Annotated in this window: 12 protein-coding genes; 1 reads left to right on the top strand and 11 read right to left on the bottom strand. The window is 34.1% G+C overall.

Going from position 1 to position 18,095, the window contains the following annotated elements; all coding sequences use genetic code 11:
- The 11 genes from ACUSJC_RS15465 to ACUSJC_RS15415 all read right to left on the bottom strand — a co-directional run.
- The coding region (locus ACUSJC_RS15465) for a GEVED domain-containing protein (RefSeq protein ID WP_449270469.1) at positions 1-2,723 on the bottom strand (2,723 nt) is incomplete at its 3' end.
- Positions 2,724-2,939: 216 nt separating this feature from the next.
- Entirely contained in the window at positions 2,940-6,545 is a 3,606-nt protein-coding gene (locus ACUSJC_RS15460) for a GEVED domain-containing protein (protein WP_449270468.1), read from the bottom strand.
- A 206-nt stretch (positions 6,546-6,751) separates the two neighbouring features.
- Positions 6,752-9,475, bottom strand: coding sequence for a choice-of-anchor J domain-containing protein (locus tag ACUSJC_RS15455; RefSeq protein WP_449270467.1), 2,724 nt, complete (start codon positions 9,473-9,475; stop codon positions 6,752-6,754).
- A gap of 172 nt (positions 9,476-9,647) precedes the next feature.
- A complete protein-coding gene (fabV, locus tag ACUSJC_RS15450; RefSeq protein ID WP_449270466.1) occupies positions 9,648-10,841 on the bottom strand; it encodes an enoyl-ACP reductase FabV in 1,194 nt (397 codons plus the stop codon).
- A gap of 40 nt (positions 10,842-10,881) precedes the next feature.
- Positions 10,882-12,534, bottom strand: coding sequence for a DNA repair protein RecN (gene recN, locus ACUSJC_RS15445; RefSeq protein ID WP_449270465.1), 1,653 nt, complete (start codon positions 12,532-12,534; stop codon positions 10,882-10,884).
- A 15-nt stretch (positions 12,535-12,549) separates the two neighbouring features.
- Positions 12,550-13,440, bottom strand: coding sequence for a type IX secretion system protein PorD (gene porD / locus ACUSJC_RS15440; protein WP_449270464.1), 891 nt, complete (start codon positions 13,438-13,440; stop codon positions 12,550-12,552).
- The gene (gene coaBC / locus ACUSJC_RS15435; RefSeq protein WP_449270463.1) at positions 13,433-14,644 is read right to left on the bottom strand and encodes a bifunctional phosphopantothenoylcysteine decarboxylase/phosphopantothenate--cysteine ligase CoaBC; all 1,212 of its coding nucleotides are present in this window, start codon (positions 14,642-14,644) and stop codon (positions 13,433-13,435) included. The genes porD and coaBC overlap by 8 nt, the downstream gene beginning before the upstream one ends.
- An 11-nt stretch (positions 14,645-14,655) precedes the next feature.
- Positions 14,656-14,970, bottom strand: a complete 315-nt coding sequence (locus ACUSJC_RS15430; RefSeq protein WP_449270462.1) for a DNA-directed RNA polymerase subunit omega — start codon at positions 14,968-14,970, stop codon at positions 14,656-14,658.
- Positions 14,971-14,973: 3 nt separating this feature from the next.
- Positions 14,974-15,774: an outer membrane protein assembly factor BamD gene (locus ACUSJC_RS15425; protein WP_449270461.1), complete on the bottom strand. Its 801-nt coding sequence runs from the start codon at positions 15,772-15,774 to the stop codon at positions 14,974-14,976.
- An 89-nt stretch (positions 15,775-15,863) separates the two neighbouring features.
- On the bottom strand, positions 15,864-16,742 hold the full coding sequence (gene dapA / locus ACUSJC_RS15420) for a 4-hydroxy-tetrahydrodipicolinate synthase (protein ID WP_449270460.1): 879 nt from the start codon (positions 16,740-16,742) through the stop codon (positions 15,864-15,866).
- Positions 16,742-17,260, bottom strand: coding sequence for a DUF6913 domain-containing protein (locus ACUSJC_RS15415; protein WP_449270459.1), 519 nt, complete (start codon positions 17,258-17,260; stop codon positions 16,742-16,744). The genes dapA and ACUSJC_RS15415 overlap by 1 nt, the downstream gene beginning before the upstream one ends.
- Positions 17,261-17,303: 43 nt before the next feature.
- Between ACUSJC_RS15415 and ACUSJC_RS15410 the strand changes: the two genes are divergently transcribed.
- Positions 17,304-18,092, top strand: coding sequence for a 5'-nucleotidase C-terminal domain-containing protein (locus ACUSJC_RS15410; RefSeq protein WP_449270458.1), 789 nt, complete (start codon positions 17,304-17,306; stop codon positions 18,090-18,092).
- The last annotated feature ends 3 nt before the right edge of the window (positions 18,093-18,095 follow it).

Genomic DNA, 18,095 nt, shown 5'->3' with positions numbered 1-18,095 from the left:
GCTGTTACTACACCACAGTTTAAATCTGAATTCACTGTCAATGCTATTGCATTGTCACACTCATCATTTGATGGAGCTGCCGGTGAAGTTCCAACACAAATATCAAAATTTGTTTGAGCTGTTCCTGTTCCTGATGCCCAACCGTAAACAGACACATAATACGTATCTCCTATTGTTAATCCTGATACTGTAAAACTGTTAGGATCACTATCTGCTACTAAAGCAAATGAAGAACATGAACCGCTAAATACTGCCATTCCCATATCCGTAGCTGTTCCAACAACTGCCACGACATTAGACAATGCTATTTGATGAGAAGTAGCTGTTGCTTCAAAACTAAACCAAACATCATTATTTGGAGTTCCTGTAACAGCTATACCTGGCTCTATTCCTGAATCTGTAGCGGAAACTGTTGTTCCTGCTGTTACTACACCACAGTTTAAATCTGAATTCACTGTCAATGCTATTGCATTGTCACACTCATCATTTGATGGAGGACATGTATAAACAAAATCCCCTAAACTTAAATCACATGTATTATCTGATCCGTGTAACAATGTTAAAGAAACTTCAGAACCTGAAGTAAAAGGCCCAACTGTAACAGTTCCTAGCGTTACTGACCAAAAATTTGTACCATCTGTTATAGATGGCGTACCATCTCCTAAACTTGTTACATCAAAATCAATATTATATTGACCATTTGCACAATCTGCCACAATATTAGCAGTTCCAATAGTTGCCGGAACACAAGATGCTGTTTCAACAGTTAAAGTATAATCTTCAGCTTCTAACCTAGTGTTCGATGCACACGGATCCGATGGATTCGATGAATTAAAGTGTGTCAAAATTCTCATTCTATAATTTCCGTCTGCTACACTACTTGGTACAGCAATAGAACCTGTAAAAGGACCATTACTATAAGCTGTAGTATTAAATACTCTTTCAGTTGAATCAAAGTTATAATCGTTATTCCAGTCGATCCAAATAGCAAAACCTACAGTTCCTCCAACTATTTCAGCATTAAAATCAAAACTCAAACCAGAGTAAGCTACAACACTCATTGATGCTGAATTATCTGCATAACCTCCTGTTGTATATCCTGACGACACGTTTGAAATATTTGTCCCTGAACTACTAGTCGTTGTAAAATTATCTATATAAGTACTTGTTGATGTAGAAGACGGCATACAATAACAACCATTTGAAGAAGTTGTAAATGATTGCTCCAAACAACCTACCGCATCTCCTGCAGCATTATAAGGAATCACCGTAAAATAGTATGTCGTATTTAATGTACCTTCATAACTATAGTTCAACGCTACACCTAAATCTTGATTATCTACAACATCATTTCCTCCTGAAGTTGTTCCAATTACAATTTTATATCCTTCAGCTCCAGATACAGCATCCCAAGAAATAGCAGTAGCAAAATTACCGCAATTATCAATAGCAGCAACTACATTTGTAGCACAAGACGGAGCTACTGTTGGAATTTCTTCCCATATAATATCATCGACTAATACACTATATGTTACTGTTCCTGTTCTAAGGGCAAAAACAACATCTCCTGACGGCATTCCTGTTGGTACAGTTATAAAATCTTGAGCAACAGTTGTACTATTAGTTACGATAGAAGATATCGCTACGAATGTTGTTGCATCAGACGGATTCGTTAAATATCCTAATTCCAATGTTTCACCTGCAGTATAATTTGCTCTAACTTTCATTTTCATTCTATGAGTTCCATCGGCCGCATTATTTACAGGTACCATAGCCACTACCGGTCTACTAGTTGTCGAAGAACTATACATATATAAATTTCTAGAACCGCTAATACCAGTGCTAGATTGAGGATAAGTTGCTCCTGATGTACCCACTTTTGACCAACACGTAGGGAAATTTGTTCCCGTAGTACCCTCAAAATCTTGTACAAAATCAGAAACAGCAACACAATTTGTTGTAAAAGTAACAGGCCCTACCCATTCACTCTGATCTAAAGTTGAACAATATGCTCTAACATAGGCATCATATGTAGTCGCAGGAGATAAAGAAGAATCTGTAATTGTAAGATTCCCTGTAGAAATACCTGATGTAGTATTATCAGGTGCTGTGCTTCCCGTTGGTAAAATTAAATATTCAAAATCAAACTGACTCCCAGAAGGATCATTCCAGTCTAATTGTACTGAATATGGAGTAATATTTGATGCAGCTAACAGATTAGGTTCTACACATGTTGGTGCAACAGTGAAAGAAATAGACCAAGAATTAAGTGTTCCTGTATCCCCAACACCATCGTCACATACTCTTAATATCCAAATTCCATCAGCATCAATTCCCATCAAAGTAGAAAGATCTCCCTCTGGTTTATACACTCCTGTAAAAGGAGCTGTACCAGATGTAATTAAAGTAGCGGCAGAAGCACTAAATATAGTTCCTGTATAATTATCTCCACTACCACCATTATCCGTAGATAATTCTACAGATGTTCCATCTGGAGCTATGATATAGATATCTAAATCGGCATCCCATGTGTGAGTAATGTCCAATGCAATATTATCCAGAACATTGGCAGCCCCTAAGACTCCAACTCCCGAAACCGTCACCGGAAATTCATGGGCTGTACCACAACTATTATCCGGTATCGCTCCTCCTGTTCCATTAAATGTTTGTGCATTAATAAAAACAGAAAAAACTAAAGTTAACATTAACGTAATTTTTTTCATGTATTATTTTTTTAAATTAAAACACTGCCAAATTAATACTAAAAAGTGTAACAAAATCAATTTCACTAAATTTTAACTTATTTTCAAAAGCAAAACCTACTAAATTAACAATTATTCGTACTTTTATCTGTAAAAAAGATAAAATACAACTTCATAAAAATTAAAAAACCCGCTCTAAAACAGAGCGGGTTTAAAATTTTAACATTAATTATCCCACTATTCCTTAATGAATTTTAATGTTTTAATAACACCTTCAATTTGTACATTTACAATATAAGTACCTGATGCCAAGTTCGACATATTAACTTGAACCGAAGTTGCATTATTTTTTTGTACTAATACTTCCTGACCTAATAAGTTGATCACTCTAACCTCTGCAATTTCAGAAGAGTATTCTAAATTCAAAATATCTTTTACAGGGTTCGGATAAGCTCTGAAGTTTTCAATACCAAAATCAGAGTTACTTAATGATGCATCATAAGCCGATATTGCAAAATCTCCTGCATCATCATTATTATATTCGTAAACTCTAATATAAACCATTTCTCCTGAAGTAAGACCTGTCAATTCTACTAAAGAATAACTTGAACCCGCTCCATCATCATCACAGTCCACTTCCGATAAAGAGCCACAAGTTCCTGTATATACAGTAATCACAGTATCAATACCAGAACCTGTTGAAGGAACTCCTGTTTCAATAGTCAAATTACCCGAACTTGGAACTATTGCTGTAAACCACACATCTCCTCCAGAATAACCATTACATACTGTTGGGGCTGTTTCAGAAGAACTAGTTGTTGCAGATATATTAGTTCCATCTACAGAATTATCTTCAAAAACTCCACCTACTGTTAAACTGATAGCGCCTGAACATTCATCATTTGCCGGAGGACATGCATAAGTAAAATCTCCTAAATTTAAATCACATAAGCTATTAACCCCATGTAATAATGATAAAGACACTGTAGAATCAGAAGCAAAAGGACCTACCACTACAGTCCCTAGCGTTACCGGCCAAGAATTTGTACCATCTGTTATAGATGGTGTACCATCTCCAAGATTTGTTATTTCAAAACTTATACTATATTGTTCATTTGCACAATCTGCTACAATATCATTAGACTCAATAGTAGCCGGAGCACAAGATCCTGTTTCAACAGTTAAAGTATAATCTTCAGCTTCCAATCTAGCATTAGACGCACATGGATCTGATGGATTCGATGAATTATAATGAATTAAAACTCTCATTCTATAATCTCCGTTAGCCACTGAAGAAGGAACAGTTATTGCCCCTGTAAAAGGACCATCTCCATAAGATGTCGTATTATATACTCTTTCTGTAGAATCAAAAGAATAATTACCATCCCAATCAACCCAAACTGAACATCCTACCGTACCTCCAACTATTTCAGCATTAAAGTCAAAACTCAACCCAGAATAAGCTACAACACTCATTGACGCTGAATTATCTGCATAACCTCCTGTTGTATATCCTGATGACAAGTTTGAAATATTTGTCCCTGAACCACTAGTCGTTGTAAAATTATCTATATAAGTACTTGTTGATGTAGAAGACGGCATACAATAACAACCATTTGGAGAAGTTGTAAATGTTTGCTCTGAACAGCTTACCGCATCTCCAACAACATTATAAGGAACTACCGTAAAATAATATGTCGTATTTAATGCACCTTCATAACTATAGTTCAACGTTACACCTAAATCCTGATTATCTACAACATCATTTCCGCCTGAAGTTGTACCGATTGTAATTTTATATCCTTCAGCTCCAGATACAGCATCCCAAGAAATAGCCGTAGCAAAATTACCACAATTATCAACAGTGGAAACTACATTTGTAGCACAAGATGGAACTACTGTTGGATTAGCTTCCCAAATAGCATCATCAACATAAATATCTGAATAAGAACTTTCATTCGGATGACGGAAAGCAATATAACTATCAGAACCTGTATAGGTATCAAAGTTCACAACATATTGTTCAAAATCACTTGTTAAGCTAACTGATTCAAAAAGAGTAAACGTAGATGCATCATACGGATCAGTCATTGTTCCTATTTCTATATCAGAATAATAACTAGAAGCAAAAAATTTAAGTCTGTGAGTACCAGCTCCTAAATTATCTACTACCGGAGATACTAATATTATATTTGCTGTAGAACCTGAATCACTATTATAAATATCTACAGAATTAGATCCAGAATTACTAGCGTAAGCATAAGTTCTAACATATGCATAATCAGAAGCGTTCTCTACAACACTACTCCAACAAATAGGTAAATCCGGAGCCGAAACACCTTCAAAATCTTCAGAAAACTCAGAAACTGCAACACAAGCAGTAGTAAAAGTAATTGGACCTACCCACATACTTTGATCTGAAGTTGAACAATACGCTCTAACATAAGCATCATAGGTAGTTGCAGGAGATAATGATGAGTCTGTTACTGTAATATCCCCGATAGAAACTCCTGATGTTGTATTATCAGGCGCAGTGCTTCCTGTTGGTAAAATTAAATACTCAAAATCAAATTGACTTCCAGAAGGATCATTCCAGTCTAACTGTACTGAATCAGAAGTAATATTTGATGCTACTAAATTATTAGGATCAACACAAGGTGGTGCTAAATCAATAGTTATATCATCTAAAGAAATATACCATGGAGAATAATTCAAATATCCTTTGATACCAACATAATAAGTTCCTGTACTTGCCGTTGTAAATGTCCCTGATACTCTTTGATATTCTCCATCAACTAATCCTACAACCGGAACAATAGTTTCAGTCATACCCGTAGCATCAGGAGTTGTTCCATAACTAATAGCTATATTAGCATTTGCATTATTACCTCCATCTTGACGAGCATACAATTCTACACTATAAAGAGTACCTCCATCTAATTGGATCGGAATGAATAACCAATCTTCATTTCCATATTCTAAATAAGAATTCCAATTTCCTGTTCTAGGCTCTCTGTTGTAATCTACAGCAGAATTATTTGCTCTCCAAACATCTGTTCCCCCAATAGATTCTTGAGATATACAATTCTCTACTTTTTCAGCATCTACATATCCTGTTTCAAAACCTTCAAAGAACGGAATAGTATTAATCCCGCAAGTAGTAAACGAACTTTCTACACAACCAGTTGCATCACCAATAACATTATAAGGAGTAACAGTAACATAATAAGTAGTTGCTCCTGATAAAGCTCCTAAATCATAAGACAATACATTTCCAACATCAAACATATTTAAAACATCTACCCCACCAGAAACAGTACCTACAGTTAATTTATAACCATCAGTTCCCGCCGCAGAAGGCCACGAAACTAACGATGACATTACACTACTTGCTCCGTTAGCCGGTACTGAAAGAGAAGTACAAGAAGGTACTTCAACAGCCGTATATGTAATTTCAACATCTAAATTCAATGTTATATCATCACTCCAACCATCATCATCCTGTGCCGTAATAGACAAACTAGAAAAGCCTGTTAGATCAATATCATTGAAATCAGTCCCACAGATATAAGTTCCTGCACCTCCATCAATAGAAACCAAAAAACTATACCAACTAGTCTGATCTGTTGAACAATGAGAATTTGTTAATTCGCCAGAAGCGTTAAGTGTTCGGATACTGCTAATTGTACCTGTTCCATTACAATTTAAATCTGCAGCATTAATAGTAAGATTAACCCCCGAATAATCATATCCTGAAGCCGAAAAAGTTTGCGTACATGTACTTTGAGCACTCATCTGCCATGATGCAAAAAGTGTCAATAGCCATAAAGTAATTTTTTTCATTTATTTTACATTAAGTTAAAACTAACTGCAAATTAACCTTTTCACAAAAAAAAGACTCAAAAACAATCAATATTAACTCAAAAACAAACATTAATATATTTTTTTTATTAAAAAGCAGAAATATACTAACAATAAGCGTTAAAAAAATAAAGGCTTTACTATATAGTAAAGCCTTCTAAATTGTTAAATTAAGATATTTATATCAATTATTCTTTGATAACTTTTAAAGTTTTAACTACATCTCCTAATTGTACGTTTACAATATAAGTCCCTGTTGCTAAAGGAGCCATATTTAACTGAGCTGAAGTAGCATTAGTTTTTTGCTTCAACACTTCTTGTCCTAAAAGATTGATTACTCTCACTTCTGTAATATCCGAAGAATATTCTAAATTTAAGACATCTTTTACAGGATTAGGATATACCTTGAAACCATCAACACTAAAATCAACATTACTTAATGAAGCATCATAAACTGCTAAGTCAAAACTACCTGTATTATCATTAGCATACTCATAAACCCTAATATAAACTGTTTCTCCAGAAGTCAAACCTGTTAATTCTGTCAACGAATATGCACCTGTTCCTCCATCATCATCACACCCTACCTCTGTTAAAGCTCCACAAACTCCTGTATATATTGTAACCACAGTATCAATACCTGAACCTACAGAAGGTGCTCCTGTTTCAACAGTCAAACTACCAGAACTCGGAACCACTGCTGTATACCATACATCTCCTCCTGAATAACCATTACATCCTGACGGATCTATTTCTGAAGAACTAGCTGTTGCAGCTAAATTAATTCCCGTAACAGGATAATCCGCAAACACACCACCTACCGTTAAAGCAATAGCATTTACACATTCATCATTTGCCGGAGGACAAGAATAACTAATACTATTTAGATTCAAATAGCAAGAATTATCTTGTTCATTAGAAACAACAATAGACACAGAAGTTGAATTCACATAAGGTCCAAAAGTATAAACATCTGTTGTCGCAACATTGGTCAAAGTAGTTGTCCCATCAGATATTGACACAGAAGTCGCCGTACCTAAACTTGTTAAATCAACATCAATACTAAATTCATTATTTACACAATTGGGTACTGTAGCAAATGTAGCTGTAGGATTTATGCATGTTGCACAAAAAACTGTAAAATCTATTTGATTAGAAAAACTTCCAGAAGAGCAACTTACAGAAACATCTGTATCCATTTGGATATAAATAGCATCTGAAATTGAGTCAAAAGTCAACCCTGATAAATCCCCTCCATTATTTCCTTGATACAACAATGTTCCTGTTGAATCTGTTCCATCATAAATAAGAATATCATCACAACAACTTTCTATCTCTCCTGAATTAAATGTAACTCTTAGCGGACTTCCATCACTCGAAATAAATATCCAACCAGTTGTATCATAGTTCCCATAACAATATGTTGTATTAACAGGCGTACCACAAACAACCAACGCAGGAGTAGAAAAAGTTAACGGTCCTACCCATAAACTCTGATCTGAAGTTGAACAATACGCTCTAACATAAGCATCATAAGTAGTTGCAGGAGATAATGATGAGTCTGTTACCGTAAGATCTCCAACAGAAATACCCGATGTAGTATTATCAGGAGCATCACTTCCTGTTGGCAAAATTAAATACTCAAAATCAAATTGACTTCCTGTAGGATCACCCCATTCCAATCGAACTGAATTTGGAGTAACATTTGATACTATTAAGTTTTCCGGCTCTACACAACTGGGCAATTCTTCAATAATTACATTATCTATATATAATCTCCAACCATCTAGTCCTCCTGAAGGAACATGCCAAGCAATGTAAACATTCCCTGAATAAGCATTCAAGTTTACTAAAGCTTCTTCATAATCAGTATTAGAATGACTTGTATTTGTAATTAAAGTATTTGTAAAATCTGCCGGTGTATTTCCTGTAGTCGACAATAATAACTCAAAATCATTAGGTTCTCCTGAAGATTGAACTCTATAATGAAACTTTAATCTCTGATTTCCTGTCAAGGCTATAGCCGGCGATATCAACCAGTCATCATTATCTCCTGAATTATAGTCTGTATAGATAACTGCAACTTGATCTCCTTCATAAGGATTATTGGTATAATTTAAATCCCACGCATCTCCATCTCCGTTTTCATCAAGGATACTCCAACAACCTTTTGTTATCGAATCTGAATTAAACCCTTCTGTAAAAGGAACAGTCATTACTCCACAAGTAGAAAAAGAAACTTCTGAACAACCCGTTCTATCTCCAATAGTATTATAAGGGATTACTGTTACATAATATGTAGTTTCAGGCGATAACACTCCTAAACTATAAGACAAAACATCACCTACATCAAACATATTTAAAACATCTGTTCCTCCGGGAGTTGTTCCTGCATTCAACTTATACCCTGTCGGACCTCCGTCTGCTGCCGGCCAAGAAACAATAGAAGAGGACACCGTAGCTCCTTCAAGCGGACTTGAAAGTGACACACATGAAGGAGGTGTCACAGGAGTGTATGTTGCTTCCAGACTTAAAGTCAATGTCACATAATCACTCCAACCATCATCATCTTGCGCAGTTATAGTCAAACTAGAAAAACCTGTCAAATCGATGTTATTAAAATCAGGACCACACATATAAGTACCGGCTGCCCCATCAATTGATACTAGAAAACTAAACCAACTAGTTTGATTCGTAGAACAGAAGCCACTTGTCAAAGAACCAGAAGCATTAACCGTTTGAATACCTGTTACAGTCCCTCCTCCATAGCACGTTAGATCTGCTGAATTAATAGTAAGAGTAGCTCCTGAATTATCATAACCCTCCGTAGTAAACGTTTGGGTACATGTACTTTGAGCATTCATTTGCCACGAGATAAAAAATAGCAATAGCCATAAAGTAATTTTTCTCATTTTATAATTATTATTTTGTTAAGTAATCGCTAATTTAGCACTTTTTAACATACACCCTACAGTTACTTTATACAAAAAATACAAAAACCCGTGAATAATCACAGGTTTTTAACTAAATTATATTTAAAAGTTAAATTACTAACAGATTAAATAATCAAAATAATACACTTTATTAGATAATTATACTTGGAACATTTACAACTTCATTAGTGTCAGCCAAATAATCTACGCCTTCAAAACCAAATCCGAATAAATTTAAGAAATCTTGTTTGTAACCAGCTAAATCTCCTATTTCAGATAAGTTTTCAGTTGTAGCAATTGCCCAAAGCTTTTTCACTTCTTCCTGAACATCTTCTCTCATTTCCCAATCGTCAACTCTAATTCTATTTTTGTCATCTGTCGGTACTTCTCCTCCATTATACAAACGATCTTGAAACAAACGTTGCATTTGTTCAATACATCCTTCATGCAATCCTTTTGCTTTCATGGTTTTATACAATAATGATATATATAAAGGAATAACCGGAATTGCAGAACTCGCCTGTGTTACCAATGCTTTGTTCACCGAAACATAAGCCTTACCTTGAATATCATTTAAAACATCCGTGATTTCAAATGCAGTAGCTTCCAAATGATCTTTTGCTCTACCGATAGTTCCTTTTCTGTACACCGGTTCTGTAACTTCAGGTCCAATGTAAGAATACGCCAAAGTTAAAACACCTTCTGCCAGAACTCCTGCTTTTTTCATAACTTCTATCCACAACATCCAATCTTCACCACCCATTACTTTTACCGTATTAGCAATTTCCTCTTCATTACAAGGTTCAATTGAAACCTCTGATACTTTACCTGTATGAAAATCTACGGTCTTATCTGTAAATTTATTCCCAATTGGCTTTAAGACTGAACGATATAATGTATCTGTTTTCGGATCTTTTCTTACTGGCGAAGCCAAACTGTAGATCACTAAATCAACTTGACCTAAATCTTGTTTGATCAAATCGATGGTTTGTTGTTTTACTTCATCTGAAAATGCATCTCCATTAATACTTTTAGCATACAATCCTGCTTTTGCTGCTTCTTTTTCAAAAGCCGCTGAATTGTACCATCCCGGAGTTGCTGTTTTACCTTCCGAAGGTGCTTTTTCAAAAAATACTCCTATAGTAGCTGCATCGCTTCCAAAAGCACTTGCAATTCTTGACGCCAATCCAAATCCGGTTGATGCTCCAATTACTAATACTCTTTTTGCTCCGTCAATTTTTCCTTTAGATTTAACGTATTCAATTTGATTTTTCACGCTTTGTGCACAACCTTCCGGATGAGCTGTTAAGCAGATAAAACCACGCATTCTAGGCTCTATAATCATAATTTATTCTTTTACGTAATTAATAAACAAAAATACTATTTTAATTTAACAATGTTCGGGCATGAGCCAATGCCGAGTCGGTAATATTTTTACCCGACAACATTTCAGCAATTTCCAGAACTCTTTCTTCCTCTGACAATTGTTTAATTTCAGAAGACACAATGCCGTTACTTTCGTTTTTAAACACTTTATAATGTTGGTTTCCTTTAGCAGCAATCTGAGGTAAATGGGTAATGGCAAACACTTGCATTTTCCCGCTCATTTCTTTCATAATTTCGCCCATTTTTAAAGCTACTTCTCCGGAAACTCCGGTATCAATCTCATCAAAAATAATGGTTGGCAAGTGAACCGATTGTGCTAAAACAGCTTTTACTGCCAACATAATTCGAGACATTTCTCCACCGGAAGCCATCTTTTTAATCAAGCCCGGCTTCATTCCTTTATTAGCCGAAAACAGTAATGAAACTTTGTCCTTTCCGGTTTCTGTAAATTGTTCCAAAGGTTCGATCGCAAATTCTATTTGTGCATCTGGCATTCCTAAAGGTGCAATGATTTCCAATAATGCTTTTTCTAATTGAGGAGCCGTTTCTTGTCTCGCTTTTGCTATCTGTTCTGAAATGCTATTTAATTTCTCCAACTGATTCTCAATTTGAGCTTCTATTTCAGCAATTTCACTATCTATACCATCAAATTTGGTTACTTTTTCACTCAATTGGTTTTGAATCGCAAGTAATTCCGCAATTGTAGAAACATTGTGTTTTTTCAGCAAATTATAGATCAATTGTAACCTTTCGTTGATATAAATCAACCGCTCCGGATCATCAACAATCTGTTCTTGCTTAACCACACACTCTTCAATAATATCATCTAGTTCAATAAAAACACTATTGAAACGTTCGGCTAAATTTTGATACTCTTTAGAAAGTGATGCTAATTTTTGTAAGCTATTTTTAGCTTCTAAACTACTAGCTAAAATCCCTATTTCTTCTTCTTTGGCTAAAGCCAAAACTTTATCGATATTTTCTTTTACGAATTCAATATTACTCAATACTTCTTGCTCCGACTCTAATTCTTCTTGTTCTTCTTCTTTCAAATTAGCTTGAGTAAGTTCGTTAAACAAATACAAATTGTATTCTTGCTCGTTAAGAAGTGATTGCTTTTCGGTTTGCAATTTTTGAAGTGCTTTTTGAAGCTTTTTAAAATTTGATAATTCGCCTTTAAATTCCCCTAAAAGCTCTTTATTTTGAGCTACGGCATCCAAAATTTGAATCTGATAGGTTTCATCAATCAAATCGCGTGTTTGATGTTGTGAATGAATATCTAAAAGAAAGTTAGCCAATCCTTGTAATTCCTGAAGATTTACAGGGCTATCATTGACAAAAGCGCGTGATTTTCCTGAAGGCAAAATTTCTCTTCTGATAATTGTTACCTCTTCATAATCAAAATCGGCAGCTTCAAAAACAGCTTTTAAACCATATTTACTGACATCAAAATGAGCTTCAACTACACATTTTTGTTCTTCGTCTTTCAGCGAACTCAAATCAGCTCTATTTCCTAAAACCAAACCTAAAGCCCCTAGTAAAATGGATTTTCCGGCACCTGTTTCACCGGTTATAATTGAAAATCGATTCGAGAAATTAATTTCCAACGAATCGATAAGTGCATAATTTTTTATTGCTAAAGTTAAAAGCATATCATAAACTTATTTTTAGCGGATTCTATTCCATTTTGCTGAATTCAAAGGTGAAATTCTATCCAAAGTTTCTCTTAATGGAACTGTATTATAAGTTGGTCCTCCTGAAAATATAGCAACTACTTCATCAACCTTTGCATCAAAAAACACTCGGGTTAGAAAAGCATTAGGTCTATATTTTTGAATAGCCGACAAAGTTTCTATTGATTTCTCTATTTCTTCTTTAGCTTTCGCCGGATTACTTTCCATTATATCTAAACCTTTAGCGTGATACTCATACATCGCTTTTCGATAAGCACTATAAGTATTAGACATGATATCAGTAATCAAAAAATAACGATTTGTATTTGTATTTTCATTTTGAGACCATCCTTTATATCCTTGAGGTTGAGCAAAATTCATGATAGTCAATGCAGACTGTAAATATTTTGTCCCTCCGTTTTCTTCAAAAGTTTCCCGATCAACTGCAATAATAATATTAGCATAAAAAGCTAAAACTGAAATTAAATTAGAGGTAAAATTGTTTTGGTCGTACACCAACTGTTCATACTCTAAAAAACGAAATCCCACATCTTTATCATTGATATTTAAAACCGGTGAACTATAACTTGAATTATAGATCGGTCGAGATGATTGTACTTGAAGTGTTGCTTGTATGTTATTTGAATTAAACTCAGCTACATTGATATAGAAATTACACTCAATTTTTTCATGTTGTTTAAAATCTAAATCTGTAAAGCGCGTATTATTTAAGAACTCACGAACTTTTGTTTCTAAGTTTTTAAAAATTTGAGGATTCACATCGGTCATTCTTTCATAATTTACCGAAACTGTAGCATTAAGTTCCTGTGCAGAACTTACAGCAAAATTGAAAACCAAAAATAATATAGCTAAAACGTTACGCATGCTTTCTTTCTATAATTTTGTTGATGATATCTTGTGCCACCTCTTCTTTTGATTTTAATTCCATAGGCTCAATTTCCAACATCGAATTAATAAAAGTAACTTTATTGGTCGGATGTCCAAAACCGGCACCAGAATCATTTAAAGAGTTTAACACAATCAAATCTAAGTTTTTTTTCTGAATTTTAAGCTTTGCGTGTTCAATTTCATTCTCTGTTTCTAATGCAAACCCAACCAAAAACTGATTTTTTTTCTTTTCGCCTAAAGACGCAAGAATATCTTTTGTCTTTTCTAGCTCTATTGTAAACGTAGCATCATTCTTTTTTATTTTTTGATCAGCAACAATTTTCGGACGATAATCTGCTACTGCCGCCGCTGCTATTGCCGCATCTACTTCATCGAAATACCGATGACATGATTCGTACATTTCCTGAGCTGACTGCACCCGAACAATTTGTACCTGGCTGTTTTTTAACTGCAAATGTGTAGGTCCTGTAACCAAAATTACTTCTGCACCTTGTTCTGCTGCTTTTTGAGCTATATCAAATCCCATTTTACCGGAGGAATGATTCCCGATAAAACGAACAGGATCTATAGCCTCGTAGGTTGGTCCTGCGGTTACCAATATTTTTTGATTGCGTAAAGGAAGTTTCTGAAGTAGATCATTTTCTAAAAAAGAAACAATATTTTCGGGTTCTGCCATTCTTCCTTCTCCGGAAAGCCCACTGGCTAATTCCCCTTTTTCGGCAGGAATTATTGTATCTCCAAATTTTTGTAATTTCGTAAAACTATCTAAAGTTGAAGGATGCTTATACATATCCAAGTCCATTGCAGGAGCAAAATAAACCGGGCATTTAGCAGAAAGATAAGTCGCAATAAGTAGATTATCACAGTTCCCGTTAGCCATTTTCGCTAATGTATTAGCTGTTGCCGGAGCAATAACCATCAAATCTCCCCAAAGTGCTAATTCTACGTGATTATTCCAAACAGCATTTTCATCCTCTTCGTTATAAAATTCTGAAACGACGGGATGTTTAGATAAGGTTGCAAGTGTTAAAGGAGTAACAAAATCTTTAGAAGCAGGCGTCATGACAACTTTTACATGAGCACCTGCTTTTATAAAAAGTCTTACCAAATGTGCTGTTTTGTACGCAGCTATACCTCCAGATACACCCAGAATAATTTTTTTACCGCACAGAACAGACATAAGCTATTAAATTATTTTGCTTCTCTATAATAGATTTTATCCTCTAACCACTCCTGAACTGCTAAAGCGTGTGGTTTAGGTAATTTTTCGTAAAATTTAGATACTTCAATTTGCTCTTTGTTCTCAAAAATTTCTTCTAAGCTATCATTATAAGTAGCAAATTCATCTAATTTTTCTAACAATTCTTTTTTAATCTCAGTATTGATTTGACCTGCTCTTTTAGCTATAATAGTTATAGCTTCATAAATATTTCCGGTCGGCGCCTCAATTCTAGCTTTGTTATACGTAATTGTATTTACAGGAGCAGTTGTCTTTTTTAAATCCATGATTTAATTTATATTAGAATATTGTTGTAACTCTTTTTCTATAACCACTAACATTTTATCCGCTTGTTCTTTATATTCAGAATCTGATTTAAATTTCACCAAGCTGGTATAAGTAACTTTAGCATAATTTAAACGTTCTTCTTTTTTACTTGGCACTGAATTAACAGCTAATTTATATGCTGAATCCAAACGGTAATATAGTGCTTGTTCTTTGTAAATTGTTCCGGGAAAATCACCTAAAAAATTATCAAATGCTTTTAAAGCTGATTTATAATCGGAAATAGTATTGTATTGTTTTGCAATTTCAAAAGCTTTTTTCTCCAGTTTTTCATTCAATTCTTTTACATAAGCATTTGCTTGCGGTAAATACTCAGAATTAGGATACATATCGATAAATTTTTGAAGCTTAGTCAATGCTTTTTCTGTATCCGTTTGATCTAAACTAAAAACCGGAGACAATTTATAGTAACATTCTGCTCCTAAAAATGCGGCTTCTTCTCTTTTTTCACTCTTAGGGTAAGTCGCTGCAAAATTCTCAAACTGATATCCTGCTAAATAGTATTGCTTTGCATTATAATACGATTTCGCATAATAATAAAAAATACGTTCAGCACTAGGCTTTCCTTTTACAGTAGGAGCAATTTGTTCATATAAACGAATAGCTTTACCATACTTTTCTTTTTCATACATCTTCTCTGCTACTTTCGTTTTTACAGCAACATCTTCGCTTTTTAAAGCTTTTTGATATTCGCCACAAGAAACTAGCAAAACGGAAACCAATACTAAACTAAATATTTTTTTCATTTATTTTGTTTTAACTTTTTTAAAAAATAGAGCATCTAAAAAAGCAACTGCAAATTTAGACATTATTTATATACTACAAAAATCTTTTTTTATTGTAGTCTTTTAGTAAAATCATCTAATCTTTTAGCCAAATCTTCACTAACATTTACTAAAGGTAAACGAACGGTATTTTCTGCCAAACCTAAAGATTTAAAGATTTCTTTAATTCCTCCCGGATTTCCTTGTTCAAAAATCATATCAATACTATCGGCTAATTTATAATGTAAAGTATACGCTTCGTCTACTTTATGTTGTAAACCCAATCGGATTAATTCTGAAAATTCTTCGGGATATCCTTGACCTATTACCGAAATAACACCTGATCCTCCTGCTAAAACCATTGGTAATGCAATCATATCATCGCCTGAAATCACCAAGAAATCTTTCGGTTTATGCTGAATCAATCGCATTGCCTGAACTATATCTCCGGCGGCTTCTTTAACTCCGATTATGTTTTTAAAGTCATTGGCTAAACGAATTACTGTTGCCGGCAGCATATTACTTGCTGTTCTACCCGGAACATTATAAAGAATTACAGGCAACGGAGAAGCTTCCGCAATAGCTTTAAAATGCTGGTAGATGCCTTCTTGTGTAGGTTTGTTATAATAAGGAGAAACTGACAAAACAGCATCAAATTCAGAAAGATCTCTGCTTTTTAATTCTTCAACAACAGCCAAAGTATTATTTCCGCCAATACCTAAAACCAAAGGTAATCTTCCTTTATTAGCTTCAACAACTGTTTTTATAACAAGTTCTTTTTCTTCCTTATTCAATGTTGCAGATTCCGCAGTAGTTCCAAGAACTACCAGATATTCTACTCCGCCTTCAGTAACATAATCTACAATTTTAACTAAAGCCTCGGTATCTACCGAAAAATCTTTTTTAAAAGGTGTTACCAATGCCACACCTGTTCCTAAAAATCTTTGCATTATAGTTTTTTTAGTATTCTTAAATATTTAAACAATTCGTTAGCAAACAATTTTACTTGATCTACAGTTGTTTTAACAATGAAATGATTTGCTCTGTAATCTACTTCATCAAACCCCACTTTAAACTTAGCTTTTGATTGTGTCGTAGCTAAAAGCAAACACGGTTTATTTTCATCATAATAATTAATCAAAACATCAAAAGGCTTTTCTAAAAAATCAGCAGCTTCTTTTTTATTTATTCCTCCTGCTAAACTCACATTTTTAGCAGTAAAAAAAGGCTCTTCTATAACCTCTTTGTTTTTAGCTGTATCTTTATAGATTAAAACTGAAACTTGATCCAAAGCTATTCCTTCTGCTTTAATTTCTTTCAATACCTGTTGTATATAACTCTTTCTTGTTTCGTCAATTATAATTCCAATTGTATCTACCTTTCCCTCTAACGAATCATTTTTAATTAAATTTAACCTTTTATTAATTATTTTTTTTAAAAAAAAGCGGTTAATAATTTTAGAAAACATAGTAATTTTACAATTTCGGCAAAATTAAGCATTTAACCCTATCATGAACATGGTAAAAGTAAAAAAGAATACTTTCAAGTCTATCTATTTTGTTATATTATTAACATTTTTATCCTTTACTTCTTGCGGATCTTATAAAGGAAAGATTTATGAAGTCAAGTCTAACACAATCAATATTAATAAAAATACGGGTAGTAGAAAAGACATTGAAAATTTTGTAACACCTTACAGAGAGCACATTAACAAAGACTTAGATAGCATTTTAGCCTATAATCCGGTAGACCAAGATAAAAGTAAAGGAAGATGGCAAACCAATATCGGAAATTTATTAGCTGAAACAACTCTGAGTTTAGGAAATCCCATATTTCAAAAAAGAGAACACAAAAATATTGATTTTTGCATCCTAAATCATGGCGGAATTCGCGCTATTATTCCTCAAGGGAACGTAACCAGTAGAACTGCATACGAAGTAATGCCTTTTGAGAACAGTTTAATTGTTGCCGAATTAAAAGGAAGTCAAGTCAAAGAAATAGCGACTTATCTTTTGGAAAACAAAAAACCGCATCCGCTGGCCGGAATTAAAATTTACTTGTCGAAAGACGAAAAATCAGTCGATAAAATCTTAATTCAAGATCAACCCATTCAAGACGATAAAATTTACTATGTAGCTACGTCTGATTACCTAGCAAATGGCGGAGATAATATGACATTTTTTACCAAAAGTCAAAAAAAATACGATCTTGATTACAAGTTGCGAAACTTATTGATTGACTATTTTAAAAGTGTAGATACACTACCTAATTTAACAGAAGAAAAAATCATTATAGAATAAGGA

Source organism: Flavobacterium sp. U410, from assembly GCF_053570605.1.
The sequence above is the reverse complement of the archived record's forward strand: the minus strand, read 5'-3'. Positions and strand labels throughout refer to the sequence as shown.

Bases quoted from the DNA above. Each gene is read 5' to 3' on its own strand.
- dapA (WP_449270460.1), bottom strand. From the start codon at position 16,742: ATGCAAAGATTTTTAGGAACAGGTGTGGCATTGGTAACACCTTTTAAA.
- fabV (WP_449270466.1), bottom strand. From the start codon at position 10,841: ATGATTATAGAGCCTAGAATGCGTGGTTTTATCTGCTTAACAGCTCAT.
- coaBC (WP_449270463.1), bottom strand. From the start codon at position 14,644: ATGTCTGTTCTGTGCGGTAAAAAAATTATTCTGGGTGTATCTGGAGGT.
- ACUSJC_RS15460 (WP_449270468.1), bottom strand. From the start codon at position 6,545: ATGAAAAAAATTACTTTATGGCTATTGACACTTTTTGCATCATGGCAG.
- porD (WP_449270464.1), bottom strand. From the start codon at position 13,440: ATGCGTAACGTTTTAGCTATATTATTTTTGGTTTTCAATTTTGCTGTA.
- recN (WP_449270465.1), bottom strand. From the start codon at position 12,534: ATGCTTTTAACTTTAGCAATAAAAAATTATGCACTTATCGATTCGTTG.
- ACUSJC_RS15430 (WP_449270462.1), bottom strand. From the start codon at position 14,970: ATGGATTTAAAAAAGACAACTGCTCCTGTAAATACAATTACGTATAAC.
- ACUSJC_RS15425 (WP_449270461.1), bottom strand. From the start codon at position 15,774: ATGAAAAAAATATTTAGTTTAGTATTGGTTTCCGTTTTGCTAGTTTCT.
- ACUSJC_RS15455 (WP_449270467.1), bottom strand. From the start codon at position 9,475: ATGAGAAAAATTACTTTATGGCTATTGCTATTTTTTATCTCGTGGCAA.
- ACUSJC_RS15410 (WP_449270458.1), top strand. From the start codon at position 17,304: ATGAACATGGTAAAAGTAAAAAAGAATACTTTCAAGTCTATCTATTTT.
- ACUSJC_RS15415 (WP_449270459.1), bottom strand. From the start codon at position 17,260: ATGTTTTCTAAAATTATTAACCGCTTTTTTTTAAAAAAAATAATTAAT.